The sequence below is a fragment of the Mycolicibacterium wolinskyi genome, from assembly GCF_002101965.1.
In the GTDB taxonomy this organism is placed as follows: domain Bacteria; phylum Actinomycetota; class Actinomycetes; order Mycobacteriales; family Mycobacteriaceae; genus Mycobacterium; species Mycobacterium wolinskyi.
In genome coordinates this window covers 153,515-175,729 of sequence record NZ_LQQA01000017.1, presented here as the reverse complement: position 1 = coordinate 175,729, position 22,215 = coordinate 153,515, and the positions used below count along the sequence as shown (strand labels likewise).

General features: G+C 67.6%; 23 protein-coding genes and 1 tRNA gene. 13 read left to right on the top strand and 11 right to left on the bottom strand.

The window, feature by feature from the left end; translation table 11 throughout:
• Positions 1-16 precede the first annotated feature (16 nt).
• The 6 genes from AWC31_RS19225 to AWC31_RS19200 are packed head-to-tail and all read right to left on the bottom strand — an operon-like array spanning position 17 to position 6,451.
• Positions 17-1,066: an ABC transporter ATP-binding protein gene (locus tag AWC31_RS19225; RefSeq protein WP_085145663.1), complete on the bottom strand. Its 1,050-nt coding sequence runs from the start codon at positions 1,064-1,066 to the stop codon at positions 17-19.
• Positions 1,067-1,086: 20 nt separating this feature from the next.
• Positions 1,087-1,902: a carbohydrate ABC transporter permease gene (locus tag AWC31_RS19220; RefSeq protein WP_085145662.1), complete on the bottom strand. Its 816-nt coding sequence runs from the start codon at positions 1,900-1,902 to the stop codon at positions 1,087-1,089.
• On the bottom strand, positions 1,899-2,762 hold the full coding sequence (locus tag AWC31_RS19215) for a carbohydrate ABC transporter permease (RefSeq protein WP_085145661.1): 864 nt from the start codon (positions 2,760-2,762) through the stop codon (positions 1,899-1,901). The genes AWC31_RS19220 and AWC31_RS19215 overlap by 4 nt, the downstream gene beginning before the upstream one ends.
• A 40-nt stretch (positions 2,763-2,802) precedes the next feature.
• A complete protein-coding gene (locus AWC31_RS19210) occupies positions 2,803-4,131 on the bottom strand; it encodes an ABC transporter substrate-binding protein (protein WP_085145660.1) in 1,329 nt (442 codons plus the stop codon).
• A 56-nt stretch (positions 4,132-4,187) separates the two neighbouring features.
• Complete coding sequence (locus tag AWC31_RS19205; protein WP_085145659.1) at positions 4,188-4,967, bottom strand: SDR family NAD(P)-dependent oxidoreductase; 780 nt, start codon at positions 4,965-4,967, stop codon at positions 4,188-4,190.
• Positions 4,964-6,451: an FGGY-family carbohydrate kinase gene (locus AWC31_RS19200; protein ID WP_085145658.1), complete on the bottom strand. Its 1,488-nt coding sequence runs from the start codon at positions 6,449-6,451 to the stop codon at positions 4,964-4,966. Before AWC31_RS19200 ends, AWC31_RS19205 begins: the two co-directional genes overlap by 4 nt.
• Positions 6,452-6,646: 195 nt before the next feature.
• Here AWC31_RS19200 and AWC31_RS19195 point away from each other — a divergent pair, with 195 nt between their 5' ends.
• Together AWC31_RS19195 and AWC31_RS19190 are read left to right on the top strand one after the other, a co-directional pair.
• Positions 6,647-7,462, top strand: coding sequence for a BtpA/SgcQ family protein (locus tag AWC31_RS19195; protein WP_067845262.1), 816 nt, complete (start codon positions 6,647-6,649; stop codon positions 7,460-7,462).
• Positions 7,459-8,196, top strand: coding sequence for an inositol monophosphatase family protein (locus AWC31_RS19190; protein ID WP_085145657.1), 738 nt, complete (start codon positions 7,459-7,461; stop codon positions 8,194-8,196). The genes AWC31_RS19195 and AWC31_RS19190 overlap by 4 nt, the downstream gene beginning before the upstream one ends.
• Here the strand turns inward: AWC31_RS19190 and AWC31_RS19185 are convergent.
• From AWC31_RS19185 to mptB, 5 genes are all read right to left on the bottom strand, one after another.
• Complete coding sequence (locus AWC31_RS19185) at positions 8,179-8,982, bottom strand: DeoR/GlpR family DNA-binding transcription regulator (RefSeq protein ID WP_067845264.1); 804 nt, start codon at positions 8,980-8,982, stop codon at positions 8,179-8,181. The genes AWC31_RS19190 and AWC31_RS19185 overlap by 18 nt on opposite strands.
• A gap of 77 nt (positions 8,983-9,059) precedes the next feature.
• The gene (locus AWC31_RS19180; protein ID WP_085145656.1) at positions 9,060-10,013 is read right to left on the bottom strand and encodes a COX15/CtaA family protein; all 954 of its coding nucleotides are present in this window, start codon (positions 10,011-10,013) and stop codon (positions 9,060-9,062) included.
• A gap of 124 nt (positions 10,014-10,137) precedes the next feature.
• Positions 10,138-10,923, bottom strand: coding sequence for an ABC transporter permease (locus AWC31_RS19175; RefSeq protein WP_067845267.1), 786 nt, complete (start codon positions 10,921-10,923; stop codon positions 10,138-10,140).
• 11 nt (positions 10,924-10,934) lie between these two features.
• On the bottom strand, positions 10,935-11,888 hold the full coding sequence (locus AWC31_RS19170; RefSeq protein WP_085145655.1) for an ABC transporter ATP-binding protein: 954 nt from the start codon (positions 11,886-11,888) through the stop codon (positions 10,935-10,937).
• Positions 11,885-13,561, bottom strand: a complete 1,677-nt coding sequence (gene mptB / locus AWC31_RS19165) for a polyprenol phosphomannose-dependent alpha 1,6 mannosyltransferase MptB (protein WP_067845271.1) — start codon at positions 13,559-13,561, stop codon at positions 11,885-11,887. Before mptB ends, AWC31_RS19170 begins: the two co-directional genes overlap by 4 nt.
• 110 nt (positions 13,562-13,671) lie before the next feature.
• Here mptB and AWC31_RS19160 point away from each other — a divergent pair, with 110 nt between their 5' ends.
• The 11 genes from AWC31_RS19160 (at position 13,672) to AWC31_RS19110 (ending at position 22,215) form a co-directional block, all read left to right on the top strand.
• Positions 13,672-14,424 carry a helix-turn-helix transcriptional regulator gene (locus AWC31_RS19160; RefSeq protein WP_165765998.1) on the top strand — a complete coding sequence of 251 codons (753 nt, stop codon included), beginning with the start codon at positions 13,672-13,674 and terminating at the stop codon, positions 14,422-14,424.
• The gene (gene sufB, locus AWC31_RS19155; RefSeq protein ID WP_085145654.1) at positions 14,421-15,851 is read left to right on the top strand and encodes a Fe-S cluster assembly protein SufB; all 1,431 of its coding nucleotides are present in this window, start codon (positions 14,421-14,423) and stop codon (positions 15,849-15,851) included. The genes AWC31_RS19160 and sufB overlap by 4 nt, the downstream gene beginning before the upstream one ends.
• Entirely contained in the window at positions 15,852-17,021 is a 1,170-nt protein-coding gene (gene sufD / locus AWC31_RS19150) for a Fe-S cluster assembly protein SufD (protein WP_085145653.1), read from the top strand.
• Positions 17,021-17,788 carry a Fe-S cluster assembly ATPase SufC gene (gene sufC, locus AWC31_RS19145; protein ID WP_067845276.1) on the top strand — a complete coding sequence of 256 codons (768 nt, stop codon included), beginning with the start codon at positions 17,021-17,023 and terminating at the stop codon, positions 17,786-17,788. Before sufD ends, sufC begins: the two co-directional genes overlap by 1 nt.
• Before the next feature lies 1 nt (position 17,789).
• The gene (locus tag AWC31_RS19140; RefSeq protein ID WP_085145652.1) at positions 17,790-19,037 is read left to right on the top strand and encodes a cysteine desulfurase; all 1,248 of its coding nucleotides are present in this window, start codon (positions 17,790-17,792) and stop codon (positions 19,035-19,037) included.
• On the top strand, positions 19,034-19,504 hold the full coding sequence (gene sufU, locus AWC31_RS19135; RefSeq protein WP_067845281.1) for a Fe-S cluster assembly sulfur transfer protein SufU: 471 nt from the start codon (positions 19,034-19,036) through the stop codon (positions 19,502-19,504). The genes AWC31_RS19140 and sufU overlap by 4 nt, the downstream gene beginning before the upstream one ends.
• Positions 19,482-19,829 (top strand): metal-sulfur cluster assembly factor, encoded by a 348-nt coding sequence (locus AWC31_RS19130; RefSeq protein ID WP_067845283.1) that lies wholly within the window; start codon positions 19,482-19,484, stop codon positions 19,827-19,829. Before sufU ends, AWC31_RS19130 begins: the two co-directional genes overlap by 23 nt.
• Positions 19,830-19,857: 28 nt before the next feature.
• Positions 19,858-20,385: a hypothetical protein gene (locus tag AWC31_RS19125; RefSeq protein WP_085145651.1), complete on the top strand. Its 528-nt coding sequence runs from the start codon at positions 19,858-19,860 to the stop codon at positions 20,383-20,385.
• Positions 20,386-20,490: 105 nt separating this feature from the next.
• Positions 20,491-21,177, top strand: coding sequence for a DUF8548 family protein (locus AWC31_RS19120; protein ID WP_085145650.1), 687 nt, complete (start codon positions 20,491-20,493; stop codon positions 21,175-21,177).
• 445 nt (positions 21,178-21,622) lie between these two features.
• A complete protein-coding gene (locus AWC31_RS19115; protein WP_067845290.1) occupies positions 21,623-22,102 on the top strand; it encodes an HNH endonuclease in 480 nt (159 codons plus the stop codon).
• A 38-nt stretch (positions 22,103-22,140) separates the two neighbouring features.
• Positions 22,141-22,215, top strand: a tRNA-His gene (locus AWC31_RS19110).

Genomic DNA, 22,215 nt, shown 5'->3' with positions numbered 1-22,215 from the left:
CCGACCGCGTGGACGATCAGTCGCTCAGCCGGACCCCGCTCGTCACATCGAAGCGGTGGACGTCGGCCGCCGAGAGTTCGACCGTAACGCCCGGGGTGACCTCGCTCAGCGCGGCGGCCTCCACGACACTGGTCAGCTGCTGGTCTGCCGCACGAACGGTGACGATGGCGCGGGGGCCGAGGAGCTCGACCAGTTCGACGGTGGCCCCGCCGTCCGCGGCAGGTGTCACGATCAGGTCGTCGGGCCGGATCCCGGCGGTCACCGCGGCCGCGTCCGGTCCGGGAACCCTGATCCGGACCCCGGATTCGGTGCGTAGTTCGCCACCGCTCACCGCGCCGTCGACGAGGTTCATCTTCGGGCTCCCAACGAACGTCGCGACGAACGTGTCGGCAGGCCGCCGGTAGACCTCTTCGGGCGGGCCGGCCTGCGCGATGCGGCCGTCGCGCATCACCACGATGCGGTCCGACAACGTCATGGCCTCTTCCTGGTCGTGGGTCACGTACAGCGACGTGATGCCGAGTTGGCGCTGCAGCCGCAGTAACTCGGTGCGGGTCTCCACCCGAAGTTTGGCGTCGAGGTTGCTCAGCGGCTCGTCGAACAGGAACACGGCCGGTTCGCGGATGATCGCGCGGCCGATCGCGACACGTTGCTGCTGACCGCCGGACAGGTCCTTGGGTTTGCGGGCCACCAGCGCACCCAGCCCGAGCGACTCGGCGATCGCGTCGGCCCGCCTCAGTGCCTCAGAACGCTCGATCCGCTTGGCGCGCAACGGGAATGCGATGTTCTCGCGGACCGACAGATGGGGGTAGAGCGCATAGTTCTGAAACACCATCGCGATGTCGCGTTCCTTGGGTTCCAGGCCTGTCACGTCCCGGTCGCCGATGCGGATGGTTCCCGCGCTCACCGCCTCGAGGCCGGCCAGCATCCGCAACGACGTCGTCTTGCCGCACCCCGACGGGCCTACGAGGACGGTCATGCTGCCGTCGGCGAGCTCGAGGTCGAGTCCGGAAACCACGGTCGCGGCCCCGTAGGACTTGCTGACCGCCGAGAATGTCACCGCTGCCATCTTGTTCCAACCTTGCTTGTCTAGTACTTGACCGCGCCGCCGCTGATCCCCTGGACCAGGCGTCGCTGGATGAAGAAGCTGGCCACCACGACCGGGATGATCGCGATCATGATGGCCGCGCTCATGGTGCCGATCTGCACACCGCGGAACGTGTTGAAGTTCGAGATCGCCACCGGCAGGATCGCGGCGTTGCCCGGCGCCAGGATCAGCCCGTAGAACAGGTCGTTCCACGACAGCGTGAACCCGAAGATGCCTGCGGCGCCGATGCCGGGAAACACCTGCGGCAGCACGACGAGCCGGAACGCCTGCCACCGCGTGAAACCGTCGACGCGGGCCTGCTCCTCCAACGACGGCGGTACGGCCTCGAAGAACCCGATCAGAAACCACGTCACGAGCGGCAGCACGAACGACAGATGCGCGAAGATCACCGGCGCGAGGGTGTCGGTCAGCCGCAGGGCATGCGCCATGGTCAGGAACGGGAAGACCATCACCGCCGGCGGTACGACCTGGGCGGCCAGCATGCCGAACCGGGTCAGCGATCCGCCGGCCCGGTACTTGGCGATGACGTAGGCGCCCATGCTGCCGACCACCAGGCTGATGCTCACGGTGACCAGTCCGACGAGCGCGCTGCGCCCGGCCGCGGCGAAGATGCCCGACTCCAGCACCGCGCGCCAGTTGTCCATGGTCGGCGAAAAGGCCAGCAGGAACGGTTCGGACATCTGTGCAGGCGTCTTGAAGCTCGCCAGCGCCACCCAGGCGATCGGGAACAGCACGAAGATGAACGCCGCCGTCAGGACGGCGATGCGCAGGGTCTCCAGCCAGCGTGGTCGGCTCATCGGGCGGAGCTTCCTTCCCGGCTGCGTTCCATCGTGCGGAACGCCACCACGATCACCGCGAGCACCAGAACCAGGACGACGAACGCCATCGCGCTGGCCTGGGCGAGGCGGAAGAACTGGATGCCTTCGAGGTACATGTAGTACTGCAGGGTCTGGGTTTCGGTGCCCGGGCCGCCGCGCGTGGTGGCGTAGACGTACTCGAACACGCGCAGCGCGTCGAGGCCGCGCAGCAGCACCGCCACGGTGAGCACCGGTGCAAGCATCGGAATCATCACGCGCCGCAACCGGTAGATCGGTCCGGCACCGTCGACTCTGGCCGCTTCCAGGGGTTGCTTGGGCATCGACTCCAGGCCCGCGAGGATCAGCAACACCATGAACGGGGTCCACTGCCAGACGTCGATGAAGGCCAGCGTCAGCAAGGCGCGGCCGGCGCCGAAGAAGTCGTAGTCGGCGCCGATCCCGTGCAGTAGTGCCGGAATGGCACCGATCTGGTCGTTGAGCAGGAACCGGAAGATCAGGCCCACGGCGATGGGCGTGATGAACATGGGCGCCAGCACGATCGCGCGCGACAGGTCCTTGGCCCACCGTTGCTGATGCAGTGCCAGCGCGAGCGAGAAGCCGAGCACGAGCTCGACGCTCACCGCGATCAGGACGTAGATCGCGGTGGTGCCGAACGCCTCCCAGAACGCGGTGTTCGACAGCGCGTTCGTGAAGTTCGCCGCGCCGACGAAACCGGGGGGTTCGCGGTCGGTGAGCTTGTAGTTGGTGACCGACAGGTAGGCGGCGTAGCAGAGCGGGAATCCGACGGCCACGCCGAACAGGGCGAGCAGGGGCATGAGCATGCCGTACTTGAACTTCATCTGCGCGTCCTCACGGAAGTGGCCGCCGGATTCCCTTCGGTCACTGCTGGATCCGCTCCGCTGCCGCCTGGGCGTCGCGCAGTGCGTCGGCGACGCTCTTGTTGCCCGCGGCGGCATCGTTGAGTTCGGTACCCACGGCCTGGATCATCTCCTCACCGCCCTTGCCCTGGCTCAGCGGCTCGGCGTTCTTGAGGATCTCGCCGACGGTCTTGTAGTAGTCGGCGCCGTATCCGTCGGCGAGGACTTTCTGGTCGGTCAGCGAACTCTGACGGATCACCGCGCCGCCGTCGGCGACTCGCTGTGCGTCGACATCGGGCGAGGTGACCCAGGAGACGAATGCCCACGCCGCGTCGGAGGCCGCGGAGTTGGCCGGGATCGCCCAACTCCACAGGCCGAGCGCGGACTTGCCGCCAGGAATCGGGGCGAGCGCGAACTGGCCGGCGCGTTCACCCGACGCGCCTGCCGGGTCGTTGAGCGCGGGAAGGTTCCAGTTGTAGCCGATCATCGACGCGGCCTTGCCGCTCGACACCGAGCGGAACGCCTCGTCGAAGCCCCACGCGAGGCTGTTGGGCGGCGCCGCAGTGCGGTAGGTGTCGATGTAGGCGTTGAGCGCCCGGGCCGCCTGCTCGGTGTTCAGCGTCGGCTTGCCGTCCTGGTCGTAGATGGACCCGCCGGCGGCGAACAGCCAGTTGGCCCACTCCTCGAAGATCTTGTAGCCGCGCTGAGGCTGCATGGCGATGCCGGCGCGGTCCGGGGTCTTGAGTCGTTGCGACGTGGCGATCAAGGCGTCGAGGTCGGTTGGCACCTGCTGACCGGACGCCGCGAGATCGGGCTTGTTGTAGATGTAGCCGAGTGCGTAGTTGTAGAACGGCACGCCGTAGGTGGTTCCGTCGACGTCGGTGATCGCGGTGAGCGACGGGAAGAAGTCGTCGGGCCGGTAATCGGTGGTCGAGGCGATGCGGTCGCCCAGCGGCGCCAGGAACCCGGCGTCGGCGAAATCGTCCATCCACGGGTTGTCGACCACGATCAGGTCGTAGGCGGGCTCGGCGGCCTGGAACGACGACACCAACCGGTCACGCATCTGGTCGAATGTCATGGTCTCGATCTGGACCTTGATGCCCGGATACTTCTGGTTGAACTGTCCGACAAGGTTTTTCACGATGTCGGTGTCGGGGACGTTTTCCATCAGCACCCGGACGGTGGCATTGGTATCGGTCGGTACGTCGCCGAGGCCCGACGCGCTCTGCTCATCGGGGCCACCGGTACCGGCGCAACCGGCCAGCACGAGTCCGGCGGCCATCGCGATTGCCGGCAACCAGCGGGTCGCTTTCGGCCGCGCCGGGCGCCGGCGCAACATCGGAATTTTCATGCGTTCTCACTTTCCCTTGTCCGGGTGGGATGGATCGAGCGGTGGGGGAGGAAGGCTCAATCCATATAGGCACCGCCGTTGACGGACAGTGCTTCTCCGGTGATGAACCGGGCATCCTCGGAGACCAGGAACGCCACCGCCCGGGCGACGTCGTCGGGGGTTTGCAGGCGGCCCAGTGGCGTCGCGTCGATCCAGGACTGGCGCACGCCGTCCGGGGTCGACCCGCTGAGCTCGGCCTCCCACTCCAGTTCGCGGGATTGCATCGGGGTGGCCACGAAACCCGGGCACACGCTGTTGACGGTGATGTGATGCTCGGCGAGCTCATACGCCATCGCCTGGGTCAGGCCCAGCACGCCGAACTTGGACGCCACATAGTCGGCGAGGAACGGTACGCGACCTTGCTTGGCCGCCATCGACGCGGTGTTGACGATGGTGCCGTGCACACCGGTGCGGATCATTGCCCGGGCGGCGGCTTGGCCGCAGTAGAAGACACCCTTGAGGTTGATGTCGAGGCTGCGGTCGAGTTGACCGGGGGAGACGTCGACGAACCTGGCCATGGCCGAGATGCCGGCGTTGCTGATCCACGCCTGCAGGCGGAGCCGGTCGGCGACGTCGTCGGCCACCGAATTCGCGAGCGCGGGATCGGTGACGTCGAGTGCGACGGCCTCGTGCCCCGTCCCGGCGAGCGCCGCGACGGTCTGTTCGGCGGCCGTCGCGTCGATGTCGGTGACGACCACGCGCCACCCGCGTTCGGCCAGTGTGGTGGCGATCGCCCGGCCGATGCCGGATCCGGCGCCGGTGACGACGGCCGTGCGGATGTTGTTCTGGGCGGTCATGATCGGGCCTTTCGAGCGATGCGGTGAGAGACGGGGGTCAGTACGTCGCCGAGGGTTCGCCATTCGGCGTACGCCTGCGCGTACCGGTCGGTGTTTCGAGGGTCGGGCGTGACGGGATCACCCAGGGTGCGGAACGGGCCGGTGCTGTCCCAGTCGTCGAGTAGACCGATGCCGACCGCCGCGACCACAGCGGCGCCGAGCGAAGCGCCCGGGTGCCCGACGATCGGGGACAGCGGCGTGTCGAGCACGTCGGCGAGGATCTGCTTCCAGAGCACCGAGCGGCTTCCGCCGTTGGTGACGAGTGCGCGTTGCAGCGGCACCCCGATCGAGGTGAACACCTCGGTGTGGTGTTTGAAGCCGAACGCGACGGCCTCGAGTACCGAGCGGTACATGTCCGCCCGGGTGTGGGCCAGGTCCAGCCCGACGAAAGCGCCGCGCAGATCGGGGTCGTGCAGCGGGCTCTTCTCACCGAGAAAGTATGGGAGACACAGCACTTCGGCCGGTGCGCGGGAGGCGGCCTCCTCGTCGAGCGCGATCAGGTCGATACCGCCGGACAGGGTCTGGAACCACCGGATCAAGCTGCCGCTGGTTGCCATGCAGCCGTTGGGCAGCCAGCGACCCGGCACCGGGTGCGCGTCGAGATACAGCCGTGCGTCGATCACCGGACTGTCGCTGGCGGCCAGGATGTCGCCCGCGCCGCCCAGTTTCACGAGCCAGTCGCCGGGTGTGTTCACTCCGGCGGCGTACGCCGACAGCACGTGGTCGGCGCCGCCGACGATCAGGGGCAGGCCCGCGGGCAGGCCCGTGGCTTCCGCCGCGTCGCGGCTCAACTCGCCGGCTCGGGCGCCCGGTGCGAGGACCCGCGGCACCAGATCGGCTTTGAGGTCGGCGGCTTCGAACATCGGGTCGAAGCGGACCCCTTCGACGGTGCCAAGGCCCGATTCGATGGCCCAGTTCAGCTCGACGTGCGGGGTGGCGCCGAGGGCCATCAGGACCCAGTCGTATGAGCCGACGAGATGCGTTGTGGCATTCCAGGTCTCGGGTTCCCGTCGGCGCAGCCACATCGCGGTGGGCGCCACCGACTGCTGGGTGATCGCCGATCCCGTCGCGGCCAGGACGGCCTCGGCGTCTGATGCCGCCTTGAGCTGCTCGATCTCCGCGGTGGCGCGCGCGTCGTTCTGCAACATGGCGCGCCGGACGGGCGAGCCGGCGTGGTCGACCGGCACGACAGCCGGAACCATGCCCGTGGTCGCCAGCGCGCCCACTTCCCGCGGGGGAACACCGGACTGCGCGAGCACCTCGCGGATTCCGCTGTGCACGTTGTCCAGCCACTGCGCCGGATCTGCCTCGGCGTGGCCGGGGGCGTCGGCGTGGAGCCGAGTGTCGCGGGAGGCCTGCGCGACGATGCGCGCCTCGCCGACATTGACAAGCACGGTCTTGGTCCCCGTGGTGCCGATGTCGACGCCGATCGTGAACTCCGGCATGCGGTCCTTTCCCTGTTGGCTGTGGCGGTTGCACGCAACCTCGCTGCGGTGGCATTACCGTACCCCGTGGCTGTTAGATTCTCACAGGTTATGTGTGACAGTCACGTAAAGTCACGAAATTCTGTAGTCTGACTGTGATTTGATAACACTTGATGTGACACAGTCTGCCGAACGACGATCCGAGAGGCTTCCCAAATGACCAGTTGGCTCGATGAGGTGTTCGCGGTGCGAAAGCCCGTGATCGCGATGCTGCACCTGGCCGCGTTGCCGGGCGACCCCGGCTTCGATTCGGCTGCCGGCATCCGCGCGGTGGTGGACCGCGCGCGCGGTGAACTGGCGGCGTTGCAAGAGGGCGGCGTCGACGGCGTGATGATCTCGAACGAGTTCAGCTTGCCGTATCTGACCCAGACCGAACCGATCACCGCGATCACCATGGCCCGGGTGATCGGCGAGTTGCTGCCGGACTTCTCGGTGCCCTACGGCGTGAACGTGCTGTGGGACGGGCGGGCGTCCATCGATCTGGCGGTGGCAACGGGCGCGCAGTGGGTTCGCGAAATCTTCACCGGTGTCTATGCGAGCGATTTCGGCTTGTGGGACACCAACGTCGGCGCGGTCGCGCGGCATCGCCACCGCATCGGCGGCGACGGCGTCAAGCTGTTGTTCAACATCGTTCCGGAGTCGGCGGTCTATCTGGCCGACCGCGATCTCGCCTCGGTCACCGCCACCACGGTGTTCGCCACCCGGCCGGACGCGATCTGTGTGTCCGGGCTGACCGCGGGCGCGTCGACCGACTCGCAGGCGCTGCAGGTGGTCAAGAACGCCGCCGGTGCCGTCCCGGTGTTCGTCAACACCGGCGTGCGTGCCCACAACGCCCCCGACCAGCTGTCCATCGCCGACGGCGCGATCGTCGGAACGTATTTCAAGGAAGACGGCGTGTTCGAGAACCGGGCGGTGGCCTCGCGTGTCACCGAGTTGATGAACGTGGTCAAGGATTTCCGTAAGACGCTATGAGTGAGGAGCTGCGGGTCCTTGCGGTCGAGGCGGCACAGCGCGGCGCGGCCGTCTGCCTGCGCCAGCTCGGCGATCCGGTTTCGGCCGAGACGAAGACCGCCGCGGGCGACGTCGTCACCGCCGTCGACCGTTCCGCCGAGGAAGCGGTGCGGGCGGTCCTGTTGAGCGCGCGCCCCGACGATTCCGTGCTCGGTGAGGAGCTCGCCGAGCATGTCGGTGCCGGACCGCTGCAATGGGTCATCGACCCGCTCGACGGCACCACCAACTTCACCCGCCGCATTCCGTACTTCGCGACGTCGGTCGCCGTACGCGCGGTTGCCGACGGTCGCTGGCTGGCCGGCGCGGTCTCGGCGCCGGCGCTCGGTATGACGTGGAGCGCAGCGAAAAACCTTGGGGCCATCGTTGATTCGGGTGCCGGGCGGGAACGGTTGCCGCTGCCGCACGTGACGACGACCGCGCGGCTGGTCGGCACCGGGTTGTCCTACGACCCGGGCCACCGCAGGCGTCAGCTACGTGAACTCGGCGCGCTCATGACCGAGTACACCGATATGCGCCGGTTCGGTGCGGCGGCGGTCGACCTGTGCCTGGTCGCGCAGGGCAGCCTCGACGCGTTCGTCGAGGACGATCTCGCCGTGCACGACTGGGCGGCGGGTGCGCTGATCGCCGAGGAGGCCGGCGCCGAGGTGCGGCGTCCTGCCGGACGAGACGGCGGGGTGTCAGCGCGCTGGAGTTGACCGGACGGCGTTGACGCACAACACCTCGACCCCGGCCTCGCGCAGTGCTTCGACGGTCGGATGGGTCGGCGATCCGTCGGTCACCAGAACCGAGATGTCCGACACCGGTGCGACATTGATCAGCTGCACGCGGCCGAGCTTGGTGGCGTCGGCCGCGACGATCACCCGGTCGGCCGACCGCATCGCCGCCTGTTTCACATTGCCTTCCTCGCGGTGGTACTCCGACGCGCCGCGCCTGCCGTCCACGCCCGCGATACCCATGACATAGGTGTCGCAGTTGTAGCGCAGGTAGAAGTCCTCGGCCTCGGCGCCGATCAAGCTCAGCTCGCCGGGGCGCACCTTGCCGCCGGTCAGCAGGACCGTGGTGCCGGGTTCCTCGGCCAGTTCGACGGCGACGAGCACGCTGGGCGTGATCACGGTCAAGCCGAGGTCGCGTCCTTTGAGCGCGCGCGCCACGGCCAGCACGGTGCTGCCGCTGTCGAGGATCACCGTCTCCTGCGGGGTAAGAAGATCGGCGACCGCGCGGGCGATGTGCAGTTTCTCGTCCGCGGATTCCGCTGCCCGGGAGGCGAACGACGGCTCGGTCGACTTACCGCCGAATGCGATCGCGCCGCCGAGCACGCGGCGGGCGATGCCTTGGTCTTCGAGCCGCTCGATGTCACGGCGGATGGTCATCGCCGAGACGCCGAACTCGTCGGCCAGCGACGTGAAGTCGACTTCGCGGTCGGTGTGGATGCGGGTGGCGATCGCCGCCCGGCGGGCGTGGGCGCTCAACCCTGGGGACATGATGACAGCGTAAGGCACTTCTGTGAATCGATCACATCAATCACAGGTTTGCGCGCGATGTGTCGGTTTCGCTGTGATCACGCAACAGTGTCGGCAGGGCGACGCTCACGCATCGACGCCCACAACGCGGCGGTGGCCGCGGTGCACAGCGCCGCGCCCGCGACGTGCACGGCGACGAGCGCCGCGGGCACACCGGTGAAGAACTGCACGGCACCGACGAGGCCTTGCGCGCACACCAGGGCGACCAGCACGCCGAGGCGCACCATGACCGGCCGGGCCGCGCGGGCCGCGGCGAGCCCGAATCCGAGCGCCACCACGAGCGACAGGTAGGCGACGAGAAGCGACGAGTGCATGTGCACGAGCGTCAGAATCTCGACTTCCAGGCGCGGTATCACCCGATCCAGGCTCTTGTCGCCGGCGTGCGGGCCTGCGCCGGTCACCAGGGTTCCCGTCACGAGGACCGCTGCCAGAGCCACGCCGGACAGCGCGGTCAGCTGACGCAGCGGCTTGGGAACCCGAGTCACCGCCACGCCCGAATCCGGTTCGCCCACCTTGACGTAGAGCAGCACTGCCAGCCACACCATCGCCATCGAGGCCAGCAGGTGAATGGCCACCGTCCACCACAGCAGACCGGTCAATACCGTGATTCCGCCGATGACGGCCTGCACCACGGTCGAGGCGGGCATGAGCCAGGCGTAGACCAGCACTTCTCGGCGGCGCCTGGCCCGGGTCACCGCAAGCACCGCGGCCGCGGCGGTCAACACCACCAGGAACGTGATCATGCGGTTGCCGAACTCGACGGCTTGGTGGACGACGGCGACCTCGGCGTGCGGCACCGGGGTGAAGCTGCCCGGGAAACACTGTGGCCAGGTCGGGCAACCCAGGCCGGACGCGGTGACCCGCACGATCGCGCCGGTGACCGCGATACCGCCCTGGGTCAGGATCACCAGGAACGCGATGATCCGCTGGACCGGGAGACTGGGTACGGGCAGCAGGTCGACCAGACGCAGGAAAAGTCGTCCGACGGGCACGGCCTGATCGTAGATGACGACGAACTACAGGTTGTAGTAGGGCTCGCCGTTCCGCGGAACTGCATTCCCGGTCGCTACCACGCGATGTCAACGACCGGGAATGCAGTTCCGCGGCGGGCCGGGGTCAGGTGAAGCGGAACCAGCGCAGCGCGCAGACCGCGGCCACGGCGCCCCACACCGCGAGCACGGCCAGGCCGAACCAGTCCACCGAAAGCGTCATCGCCTGCGTCAGTGATTCGGTGAGCGCACCTGACGGGGTCAACCGGGCGGCCCAGGCCACCGCGGTCGGAATCGCCTGTCCGTCCTGGCCCTCGAGCGTCAGTGCACCGAGTCCGGCGAACACGAACCACAGCAGGTTGGCCAGTGCGAGCACGATCTCCGAACGCAGCGTGCCGCCCAGCAGCAGTCCCAACGCGGCGAATCCGGCGGTGCCGAGGGCGATGATCAGGGCGCCGAGCGCCAGGCCGGCCAGAGGGGGCCGCCAGCCGAGGGCGACACCGATGGCGCCGAGCAGGATCGCCTGCAGGAAGACCACCGCGACCACCGCGAGCGACTTCCCGGCGATGATGCCCCACACCGGAAGTGCGGTCGCGCCAAGACGTTTCAGCGCGCCGTAGCGCCGGTCGAACGCCACCGCGATCGCCTGCCCGGTGAACGCCGTCGAGATCACCGCGAGCGCCATGATCGCGGGTGTGAACGTGCCCGCGCGGTCCTCGCCGAAGGAGCCGAGCGGCAACAAAGTCAGGCCGATGAGCAACGTGATCGGGATGAACATCGTCAGCAGCAGTTGCTCACCGTTGCGCAGCAGCAGGCGGAGTTCCAGGCCGAACTGTGCGGCCAGCATCTTCTGGACCGTCGCGGGCCGAGGGTCGGGCGTGAAGGTGCCCGGCGCGAATCGGTCGGTCGCCATCGTCGGTTCTGTCACGGCCGTAGCTCCCGTCCGGTCAAGTCGAGGAACACGTCTTCCAGGCTGCGTTGCTCGACGCGCATGTCCGTGGCGAGGACGTTGAGCCGCGCACACCACGCCGTCACGGTCGCGAGCACCTGCGGGTCGATGTGTCCCTCGACCAGGTATTCGCCCGGTGCGGTCTCGGTGGCCGTGTAGTCCTCGGGCAGCGCCGAGATCAGCAGCGACAGATCGAGTTTGCGCGGTGCGCTGAACCGCAGCTGGTTCTCGGCCCCGCTGCGCATGAGCTCTGCGGGCGTGCCGGTGGCCACGGCCACCCCGTGGTCGATGATCACGATCCGATCCGCGAGTTCCTCGGCCTCGGTCAGCTGATGCGTGGTGAGCACGACCGTGACACCGTCGCGGCGCAGCGAATCGATCAACTCCCACACCACGATTCGCGCGTGGGCGTCCATACCCGCGGTGGGCTCGTCGAGGAACACCAGTTCGGGCCTGCCGACGACGGCGCACGCGAGTGCGAGCCGCTGCTGCTGTCCGCCGGACAGCCGTCGATAGGTCGTGCGTGCGGATTCGGTCAGGCCGAGGGTGTCCATCAGCCACGCCGGGTCAAGGGGATTGGCCGCGTAGGACGCGACCAGATCGAGCATCTCGCCGGCGCGCGCGGCGGGGTAGCCGCCACCGCCCTGCAGCATGACACCGATCCGTTCGCGCAGCCGAGCGTTGTCGGCGACGGGATCGAGGCCGAGGATCTCGATGCTGCCCGCGTCGGCGCGGATGAACCCTTCGCACATCTCGACGGTCGTGGTCTTGCCCGCGCCGTTGGGGCCGAGCAGCGCCAGCACTTCGGCCCGCCGGGCCTCCAGGTCGAGTCCGGACACGGCCGTCGTCGACCCGTACTGCTTGGTGACGCCGCGGAGCAGCACGGGGGTTTCGCCGCGCGGGGAGCCGGCGGGGTCGGACGAGGTCACGGGGATTCAGCGTAGGCGTCGCGGTGTTCAGTTCGTGCCGCCGGTGGGCTTGTCGCGGGCTCGGGTGACGCACGCCACGGTAGCCGCCGGTAGGTCAGCCCGATGAGGATCAGCACGATGAGGGCGCTGGCAAGGGTCGCCATGACGATCTGGAAGAGCGTGAACCGGTCCCCGTTCGCCGTCGGCCCGAAGATGCCGACCACGAGCGTGATGGCGATGGTCGCGCCGCGGAAGCCCGGCCGGGTGGCCCATGCGGCGAGCGGGATGATCGCCCACAGCAGGTACCAGGGCTGCACCACCGGGAACAGCAACACCGTGCCGCCCAGCGCGACTCCCAGTCCGCCGACGGGATGCAGGCGGCCGCGCAGCACCGCGAACAACAGCCAGGTGACCAGGATCGAGATCATGAACACGCCGATCGCACGGGTGAGGCCGAGTACCGCGGTCGTGTGGTCCCCGAGCCCGAGCAGAATCCCGACCTGACCGGTTCCGAGCGCCAGCAGCGTCGGCGGGGACATCCAGCTGCGCACCACGTTGGCGGTGCCGAGCGTGAACAGCCAGCCGAAGCCGAGGCCGCTGGCCCATCCGATCACCGCCATGACCGCGAGCGACAGCGTGCCGAGCGACGTGCCGGCCAGCAGAAAAGCCTTGAGCGTGCCGCCCCAGCGCCAGGCCAGCGCCATGGCGACGAATCCCAACGCCAACAGCGACGGCAGCTTGACCTGGGACGACATCGCGATCAGCACGGCGCCGAGCACCAGCGTCGCCATCGGCAGCCAGCGTGCCCAGTCGGTGCGGGTGTTCGGCCAGGCGAGCGGCCGGGGCAACAGAGGCTGGGCGGCGTCGATCCCACGCAGCGCGAACTCCGTGCCGGCCAGCATCAGGCCGAGCATGAGCGCCTCGTTGTGGATACCTGCGACCAGATGCATGAACAGCAGTGGGTTGCACGCGCCGAGCCAGAGCGCGCTCACCTCGGCGACCCCGCAGCGCCGGGCCAGCCTCGGCGTGGCCCACACGATCAGGCCCACGCCGGCCAGCACGACCAGCCGGTGACACAGCACCGCGGCCACGATGTTCTCGCCGGTCAACGCCGATATGCCCTGGCCGATCCACAAGAAGAGTGGGCCGTAGGGGGCGGGTGTCTCGCGCCACAGGTTCGGCACCGAAAGCGTGAACACGTGATCGAGGCCAAGCCCGGTGGCCGGGCCGACCCGGTACGGATCGAGGCCGATCAGCGCGATCTCGCTCTGGGCCAGGTACGAGTAGACGTCGCGGCTGTACATCGGCGGCGCCAGCAGAAGCGGTATCGCCCACAGCAGCAGCGTACGGTCGAGCTGGCTGCGCGACATCCGGCGCGAACCGAGTGCGAACCGGCCGAGCATGAGCCACGCCAGCGCCATCATCACCGCACCGGTCGTCGTCATGGTCAGCGATACCGTCTGGATGCGCGACGGCAGGTTGAGCAGCCGCACTCCGAAAGTCGGATCCTGCACGACGGGACGGGCCCCGGCACCCAGGGCGCCGATCGCCATCAGGACGGTCCCGGTGGCCCCGAACAGCCGGGTGCGGCGCAGGGCGACGACTTCGGCGTCGTTGAGAGGTGACCCGACCGTGCGTTCGTCGCCGTGCCACCGGGCGATCGACGAGCTGAAGGACGACAGGCGGCTGGCCATCACAGCAGCGTAACCGGCGGCCCAGGACGCTCCCGCCGGGCGAGGGTGGCCCCCGTCACGTAAGGGTGCCCTTGCTAGAACCGTTCACGGAATTCCGTCACAATGGTGTTGTGAAATTACGTCCGGACGATCCGCGCGCGGCTGCGGCCGTCGTGCCCGTTTCGGACGGACAGACCCGCCGGGCCATCATCCAGCTGCTGCTGGAAGGCCCGATCACCGCAGGTCAGATCGGAGACCGGCTCGGAATCTCCGCCGCGGGCGTGCGCAGGCATCTCGATGCGCTGATCGACGCCGGCGACGCCCAGGCCAGCGCGGCCGCGGCGTGGCAGCACAACGGCCGGGGCCGGCCGGCGAAACGCTACCGGTTGACGGCGGCCGGGCGGGCGAAGCTCGGCCACACCTATGACGACCTGGCGGTCGCCGCGATCCGGCAGCTGCGGGAGATCGGCGGAAAAGACGCGGTCCGGACGTTCGCGCGCCGCCGCATCGACACGATCCTGGCGGGAGTAACCGGCGGGTCCGATGACGTTGCAGAGACTGCCGACCGCGTGGCCGACGCCTTGACCAAGGCCGGTTATGCGACCACGACGACGCCGGTGAGCGGACCGGTCCACGGTGTGCAGATCTGCCAACATCACTGTCCGATCTCGCACGTCGCCGAGGAGTTCCCGGAGCTGTGCGAGACGGAGAGTGAGGCGTTCGCCGAGATCCTCGGCACGCACGTACAGCGCCTGGCGACCATCGTCAACGGCGACTGCGCCTGTACCACCCACGTACCACTCGACACAGACAACTCGACAGATGTTCGGGGAACAGCCCGCCCCCGGACAACCACTGCAATCAATCAAGGAGCGGCGAAATGACCATCACGCCCGATACGCCACTGACCCAGGAAGAGACGATCGCCTCGCTGGGCAAGTACGGCTATGGCTGGTCGGACTCCGATGCCGCGGGCGCGAGTGCGCAGCGTGGCCTGTCCGAGGCGGTCGTGCGTGACATCTCGGCCAAGAAGAACGAGCCCGAGTGGATGCTCGACATCCGGCTCAAGGCACTGCGCACGTTCGACAAGAAGCCCATGCCCAACTGGGGTTCCAACCTCGAGGGCATCGATTTCGACAACATCAAGTACTTCGTGCGCTCGACCGAGAAGCAGGCGGCCTCGTGGGAGGACCTGCCCGAGGACATCCGCAACACCTACGACCGGCTCGGCATCCCCGAGGCCGAGAAGCAGCGTCTCGTCGCCGGCGTGGCCGCGCAGTACGAGTCCGAGGTCGTCTACCACCAGATCCGCGAGGACCTCGAGGCGCGGGGCGTCATCTTCCTCGACACCGACACCGGTCTGCGCGAGCACCCCGAGATCTTCAAGCAGTACTTCGGCACCGTGATCCCGGCCGGCGACAACAAGTTCTCGGCGCTGAACACCGCGGTGTGGTCGGGCGGTTCGTTCATCTACGTGCCGCCGGGCGTCCATGTCGACATCCCGCTGCAGGCCTACTTCCGGATCAACACCGAGAACATGGGCCAGTTCGAGCGCACACTGATCATCGTCGACGAGGGCGCCTACGTGCACTACGTCGAGGGATGTACGGCACCGATCTACAAGAGCGACTCGTTGCACTCGGCCGTGGTCGAGATCATCGTCAAGCCCGGTGGGCGGTGCCGCTACACGACCATCCAGAACTGGTCGAACAACGTCTTCAACCTGGTGACCAAGCGCGCCAGGGCCGAGGCGGGCGCCACGATGGAGTGGATCGACGGCAACATCGGCTCCAAGGTCACGATGAAGTACCCGGCCGTGTGGATGACCGGTGAGCACGCCAAGGGCGAGGTGCTCTCGGTTGCCTTCGCCGGCGAGGGCCAGCACCAGGACACCGGCGCCAAGATGCTGCACCTGGCGCCGAACACGTCGAGCAACATCGTGTCCAAGTCGGTCGCACGCGGTGGCGGCCGCGCGTCCTACCGCGGCCTGATCCAGGTGAACAAGGGCGCACACGGATCGCGGTCCAGCGTCAAATGCGATGCGCTGCTTGTCGACACCATCAGCCGCAGCGACACCTATCCCTACGTCGACATCCGCGAGGACGACGTGACGATGGGTCACGAGGCGACGGTGTCCAAGGTCAGCGAGGATCAGCTGTTCTACCTGATGAGCCGCGGCCTGACCGAGGACGAGGCCATGGCGATGGTGGTGCGCGGCTTCGTCGAGCCCATCGCCAAGGAACTGCCGATGGAGTACGCGCTCGAATTGAACCGGCTCATCGAGCTGCAGATGGAAGGTGCGGTCGGTTAAGTGGGCGAGCTAACTACTGCGGTCGAGGGAACCAACAAGGGCGAGCTGTTCACATCGTTCGACGTCGACGCATTCGAGGTGCCCGGCGGTCGAGACGAACTGTGGCGGTTCACCCCGCTGAAGCGGTTGCGCGGCCTGCACAACGGATCCGCCCCGGTGACGGGTAGCGCCCTGATCGAGGTGTCCGAGCGGCCCGGCGTCATGGTCGAGACCGTGGAGCGCGGCGACGAACGTCTCGGCCAGGGCGGGGTGCCCGCCGATCGGGTTGCCGCGCAGGCATATTCGTCGTTCGGGCACGCGACGATCGTCACCGTCGGCCGCAACACCCAGGTCGAAGAGCCCATCGAGATCACCGTCAGCGGTCCCGGTGCGGGCTCCACGGCATACGGTCACCTGCAGATCCGGGTCGACGAACTCGCCGAGGCCGTCGTGGTCATCGACCAGCGCGGCAGCGGAACCTACGCCGACAACATCGAATTCGTGATCGGCGACGCCGCGCAGCTCAAGGTCGTGTCGATCGCCGACTGGGCCGACGACGCGGTGCACGTCAGCATGCACCACGCGACGCTCGGCAAGGATGCGGTGCTGCGCCATTTCGCGGTCACCCTCGGCGGCGACGTCGCGCGGTTGACCGGCCGGGTGCGGTTCTGCGCACCGGGCGGCGACGCCGAGCTGCTGGGCCTGTACTTCGCCGACGACGGCCAGCACTTCGAGTCGCGGCTGTTGGTCGACCACGCGCAACCCAACTGCCGCTCACACGTCACGTACAAGGGTGCGCTGCAAGGCGATCCCGATACCGACAAGCCCGACACGCACACCGTGTGGGTGGGCGATGTGCTGATCCGCGCCGAGGCGACCGGCACCGACACCTACGAGGTCAACCGCAACCTGGTGCTCACGGACGGCGCGCGGGCCGATTCGGTGCCCAACCTCGAGATCGAGACCGGGGAGATCGTCGGCGCCGGGCACGCCAGTGCGACCGGACGTTTCGACGACGAGCAGCTGTTCTACCTCCAGGCCAGGGGCATCCCCGAGGACCAGGCCCGGCGACTCGTGGTGCGCGGGTTCTTCGGCGAGCTGATCCAGAAGATCGCCGTGCCCTCCGTCCGCGAGCGCCTCACCGAGGCCATCGAACACGAACTTGCGCTAACCGAAGGAATCAAGCACTGATGAGCACACTGGAAATCAAGGACCTCCACGTCAGCGTCGCGTCCGCCGAGGACGGGACCGACATCCCGATCCTCAAGGGCGTCGACCTCACCGTGAACTCGGGGGAGACCCATGCGCTGATGGGCCCCAACGGATCCGGCAAGTCCACGCTGTCCTACGCCGTGGCCGGCCACCCGAAGTACACCGTGACGTCCGGTTCGATCACGCTCGACGGGCAGGACGTCCTCGAGATGTCGATCGACGAGCGGGCGCGTGCCGGTCTGTTCCTGGCGATGCAGTACCCGGTCGAGGTGCCCGGCGTTTCGATGTCGAACTTCCTGCGCACCGCGGCCACCGCGGTGCGTGGCGAGGCGCCCAAGCTGCGGCACTGGGTCAAGGAGGTCAAGGCCGCGATGGACGACCTCGACATCGACCCGGCCTTCGGCGAGCGCAGCGTCAACGAGGGATTCTCCGGCGGTGAGAAGAAGCGCCACGAGATCTTGCAGCTGTCGCTGCTCAAGCCGAAGATCGCGATCCTCGACGAGACCGACTCCGGCCTCGACGTCGACGCGCTACGCGTGGTGAGTGAGGGCGTCAATCGCTACGCCGAGGACACCCACGGCGGCATCCTGCTGATCACGCACTACACGCGGATCCTGCGCTACATCCGTCCGCAGTTCGTGCACGTGTTCGTGGGCGGCCGGATCGTCGAGTCCGGTGGACCCGAGCTCGCCGACGAACTCGAAGAGAACGGATACGTGCGCTTCACACAAGCCGTCGGAGCGTGACATGACTGCATCTGCGCAGACTTTGGATCTCACCAGGATCAGGGCCGACTTCCCGATCCTCAACCGGGTGATGCGCAGCGGAAACCAGCTGGCTTACCTCGATTCCGGCGCGACATCGCAGAAGCCGTTGCAGGTGCTGGACGCCGAGCGGAATTTCCTGATCACGTCGAACGGCGCCGTGCACCGCGGTGCGCACCAGCTGATGGAGGAATCCACCGACGCCTACGAGCAGGGTCGCGCCGACATCGCGGACTTCGTGGGCGCCGATTCCGACGAGCTGGTGTTCACCAAGAACGCCACCGAGGCCATCAACCTGGTGGCATATGTGCTGGGGGACAAGCGGTTCGACCGGGCCGTCGGGCCCGGCGACGTCATCGTCACCACCGAACTCGAGCATCACGCGAACCTGATTCCGTGGCAGGAGCTCGCGGAGCGTACCGGTGCGACGCTGCGTTGGTACGGCGTCACCGAGGAGGGCCGCATCGACCTGGATTCGCTGCAGCTCGACGAGCGGGTGAAAGTGGTGGCGTTCAGCCATCATTCGAATGTCACCGGCGCGATCGCCCCGGTCGCCGAGCTCGTCGCGCGGGCCAGGGCGGTCGGCGCTCTCACGCTGCTCGATGCCTGCCAGTCGGTGCCTCACCAGCCCGTCGACCTCCATGCGCTCGATGTCGACTTCGCCGCGTTCTCCGGGCACAAGATGTTGGGCCCCACCGGGATCGGCGTCCTCTATGGGCGGCGCGAGCTGCTCAACGCGATGCCGCCGTTCATCACCGGCGGGTCCATGATCGAGACCGTCACGATGGAGAAGACGACCTACGCGCCCGCACCGCAACGCTTCGAAGCGGGTACACCCATGACGTCGCAGGTGGTCGGATTGGCCGCGGCCGCACGGTATTTGACCGATCTCGGCATGGCCTCGGTCGAGGCGCACGAGGCCGCGCTCGTCGCCGCCGCGCTGGAGGGTTTGCAGGGCGTGCCGGGCGTGCGCATCATCGGGCCGCAGTCGTTGGAGCATCGGGGATCGCCGGTGAGTTTCGTGCTCGACGGTGTGCACGCGCACGACGTCGGGCAGGTCCTCGACGACGAAGGCGTCGCCGTGCGGGTCGGGCATCATTGCGCCTGGCCGCTGCACCGCCGGTTCGGCATCGCCGCGACCGCGCGCGCGTCGTTCGCGGTGTACAACACGCTCGACGAGGTCGACCGGATGGTCGCCGGTGTCAAACGGGCCGTGGAGTTCTTTTCGTGAGAATGGACCAGATGTACCAGGAAGTGATCCTGGACCATTACAAGCATCCCCATCACCGAGGGCTGCGGGAACCGTTCGGCGCCGAGGTGTACCACGTCAATCCGACCTGTGGTGACGAGGTGACGTTGCGGGTCGCGCTGTCCGACGACGGCGAGACGGTCGACGACGTCTCCTACGACGGTCAGGGTTGTTCGATCAGCCAGGCGGCCACGTCGGTGCTCACCGATCAGGTGATCGGCCAGAGTGTCGGCGACGCACTCAAGACCGTTGCCGCATTCACCGAGATGATTTCCTCGCGCGGCAACGTCGAGGGGGACGAAGATGTACTCGGGGACGGCATCGCGTTCGCCGGTGTCGCGAAGTACCCGGCGCGGGTGAAATGCGCGCTGCTGGGGTGGATGGCTTTCAAAGACGCGTTGGCGCAAGCCAGTGAGGAGACCGACGATGAGCGACACCGAAGCGCCTGATCAGGAGCTGTTGGCCGACGTCGAAGAGGCGATGCGCGATGTCGTGGATCCCGAGCTCGGCATCAACGTCGTCGACCTCGGGCTGGTGTACGGACTGAACGTCGAGCAGGGCGATTCCGGACCCGTCGCGCTCATCGACATGACGCTGACCTCGGCGGCGTGCCCGCTGACCGACGTGATCGAAGACCAGTCCCGCACCGCTCTGGTCGGCGCCGGCCTGGTGAACGAGATCAAGATCAACTGGGTGTGGAACCCGCCGTGGGGCCCGGACAAGATCACCGACGACGGCCGCGAACAGCTGCGGGCGCTCGGTTTCACCGTCTAGTAGCCGGTAGGCCCGTCACAATGGCCGGGTGGTCACGATCCCGGCCTTTGTCTGGCATGGCGGTTTCCTCTACCGGGCGCTGATCACCGGTCTGAGTGTCGGTCTGTGCCTCGGTGTGCTTGCGTGGCTCGATTCGGGCTTCTTCCTGGCCGGCGCGTTGGCCTTCGTCGTCGTCGGCATCTTCTACGGCACCTGGATGCCGATGAGGATGGCCCGGTACTGGCCGATGGCGACACAACTCGACGGCGCTCAACGGGTGGCACTGGTCCGTGCCGCGCGTCGCGGCATTCGCCTCGACGACCCACGGCTCGCCGAGGCCGCCACCGGTTACCGGCAAGGTATGCACGCGGCCGTCGAGGCGGCCCGGCCGCTGCGGTGGGTGCTGTTGCTCGTCCTGGGCGTCGCGGTGGCGACGGCAGTGTGGGACGCCGTGTTCGGTTCGATCGGCAACGCGGTGGTGTCGTTCGTCTATCTGGTGTTGCTGTTGGTCGAGATCTTCTGGTGGCCCAAGCATCAGGCGCAATTGCTGGCCAATGTCGATCGCGCCTGTGGATAACTAGTGAATTCGATGCCATTGCCGGGCTGCTCTGTCGGGTGGCGTCACTAGCTTCCTGCTCGACGGCGACAGTCGAAGTCGCCGCACGATCAGAGGAGTACTGCCATGCCGACCGACATTGACCTGCTGCGCACCGCGTGTGAGCGCGACCTCGGTGATCCCGAGCAGTGGTTGAGCTCGATCAGTTACCCAAATTCGTTGGCGCTGTGCGTGATCGACGCCATCTACTCGACCGGGGCGCGGTATGTGACCGTCGAAAAGGTGGTCGGCCGGTATCGGGATCACCGCACTGCGCAAGGCGGTGATGCCGACTCCGACGGTCTCACCGAACTCTTGGCCACGATGCGCGAACTCGGCGGTCCCGATCCATGGGCCTCGCAGATCGGCAATCGGCGGCCTACGTCCAGCGCGGCGAACGCGCCGCTGAAGGCCCAGGCCATCGCCGAAGTGGCCGAAGCGCTTGTGGCCCTTGGCATCGACACGACCGACGATCTACGCGCCGTCGCCGCGGATGACGAGCGCCGTGCACGGGCCAGGGCGGTGTGGTGCGCCACACCCGGACAACGTTCGGGCCTCACATGGGACTACACGCTCAAGCTCGCGCAGATACCCGGGGCGAATGCCGGCCCGGTGGTGGTCGGCTATGTCGCACGCGAGATCGGCACGGTCGACTCCGCCGGTGCGGCGGAGTTGATTCGCGGGGTGGCCGAAGCTGCGGGCTGGAATGCGATCGAACTCGACCATGCGATCTGGCGTTTCGTGTCAGGGCGTCCGCACCAACGGGCTTCCTGAACGGGCACTCGCCCCAGCGTGGGGGTCGTGTACGCGCGACGGCGGTTTCGCGTGCACGGCCCCCACGCTCGACGGAAAAACCAGTGGGGAGCATCACGTCCGAGTGCTACCGTCACGGCATGTTCGTGACGCGCGATTGCTGTTCGCCGGCCGGGATGCACCGTGCATCCGCGGCCCCGTTGTCGTGCGCGGTTGCGGCCGAGCGCAAGTCGGGCGCCCTCGAAAAATCTCATACACATCTCAATAACTCTGTTCGCCCTGCCAGGTACGTCGGCTGACGTTCCGCCGCCGCGTTGCGCCCAATTACGTTGTGCGTCATCGAATTTCGCGCAATATTCCGCTTTACAGCACGCGGTCGGCATAGCAGTATCTGAGCGGATCGTGTTGCGCCACAATGCCTGCGGTCCAGAGCGGTGCACCGGAGACCGAGAGGAGGCACACCGTCATGAAGGAACTGACCGTCGACGTATACAACGCCGATTACCGTGTGCTGTACCGGATTCCGTGGCAGGACGCCGTGCAGCTCATCCTGCGCGATGCGGTGTACATCATCGACACGCACGACCCGGCGGTGCACATCCACAGCCCGTCGCTGGTGATCGAGCTGCCGATGTCGGTCGCGCTACGTGAGTACGTGCACATCCCGTACCGGCCGACCGATCGGGCGACTCGCGTCGGGGTGCTTCGCCGGGATCGCCACACGTGCGTCTACTGCGGCGGGCGGGCCGACACCGTCGATCACGTCCTGCCGCGTAGCCGCGGCGGGTCGGATCACTGGCTCAACCTGGTCGCGGCATGCCAGCCGTGCAACGGCCGCAAGGGTGACCGGACGCCGGGCGAGGCCGGAATGTCGATGATGCGTGAGCCGTTCGAGCCCAAGCAGCCCGACGTCTTCGGTCAGGCGCCGGTGCTCGTAGCGGTCTGACAGCTCGGTGGGCGAGCTTGCTCACCGAGTTGTCCATGGCGGTCGTGGTGTAACGGCAACACAGTGGTCTGTGACGCCACAGTCGATGGGTTCGAGTCCCTCCGGCCGCCCCA

What these genes read in the sequence shown, in the direction of transcription:
- AWC31_RS19200 (WP_085145658.1), bottom strand. Translation starts at nt 6,451, where the DNA reads ATGCCGGAGTTCACGATCGGCGTCGACATCGGCACCACGGGGACCAAG.
- AWC31_RS19225 (WP_085145663.1), bottom strand. Translation starts at nt 1,066, where the DNA reads ATGGCAGCGGTGACATTCTCGGCGGTCAGCAAGTCCTACGGGGCCGCG.
- mptB (WP_067845271.1), bottom strand. Translation starts at nt 13,561, where the DNA reads ATGGCCAGCCGCCTGTCGTCCTTCAGCTCGTCGATCGCCCGGTGGCAC.
- AWC31_RS19185 (WP_067845264.1), bottom strand. Translation starts at nt 8,982, where the DNA reads ATGTCCCCAGGGTTGAGCGCCCACGCCCGCCGGGCGGCGATCGCCACC.
- sufC (WP_067845276.1), top strand. Translation starts at nt 17,021, where the DNA reads ATGAGCACACTGGAAATCAAGGACCTCCACGTCAGCGTCGCGTCCGCC.
- AWC31_RS19140 (WP_085145652.1), top strand. Translation starts at nt 17,790, where the DNA reads ATGACTGCATCTGCGCAGACTTTGGATCTCACCAGGATCAGGGCCGAC.
- AWC31_RS19215 (WP_085145661.1), bottom strand. Translation starts at nt 2,762, where the DNA reads ATGAAGTTCAAGTACGGCATGCTCATGCCCCTGCTCGCCCTGTTCGGC.
- AWC31_RS19175 (WP_067845267.1), bottom strand. Translation starts at nt 10,923, where the DNA reads ATGGCGACCGACCGATTCGCGCCGGGCACCTTCACGCCCGACCCTCGG.
- AWC31_RS19130 (WP_067845283.1), top strand. Translation starts at nt 19,482, where the DNA reads ATGAGCGACACCGAAGCGCCTGATCAGGAGCTGTTGGCCGACGTCGAA.
- AWC31_RS19220 (WP_085145662.1), bottom strand. Translation starts at nt 1,902, where the DNA reads ATGAGCCGACCACGCTGGCTGGAGACCCTGCGCATCGCCGTCCTGACG.
- AWC31_RS19115 (WP_067845290.1), top strand. Translation starts at nt 21,623, where the DNA reads ATGAAGGAACTGACCGTCGACGTATACAACGCCGATTACCGTGTGCTG.
- AWC31_RS19120 (WP_085145650.1), top strand. Translation starts at nt 20,491, where the DNA reads ATGCCGACCGACATTGACCTGCTGCGCACCGCGTGTGAGCGCGACCTC.
- AWC31_RS19210 (WP_085145660.1), bottom strand. Translation starts at nt 4,131, where the DNA reads ATGAAAATTCCGATGTTGCGCCGGCGCCCGGCGCGGCCGAAAGCGACC.
- AWC31_RS19205 (WP_085145659.1), bottom strand. Translation starts at nt 4,967, where the DNA reads ATGACCGCCCAGAACAACATCCGCACGGCCGTCGTCACCGGCGCCGGA.
- sufB (WP_085145654.1), top strand. Translation starts at nt 14,421, where the DNA reads ATGACCATCACGCCCGATACGCCACTGACCCAGGAAGAGACGATCGCC.
- AWC31_RS19195 (WP_067845262.1), top strand. Translation starts at nt 6,647, where the DNA reads ATGACCAGTTGGCTCGATGAGGTGTTCGCGGTGCGAAAGCCCGTGATC.
- AWC31_RS19190 (WP_085145657.1), top strand. Translation starts at nt 7,459, where the DNA reads ATGAGTGAGGAGCTGCGGGTCCTTGCGGTCGAGGCGGCACAGCGCGGC.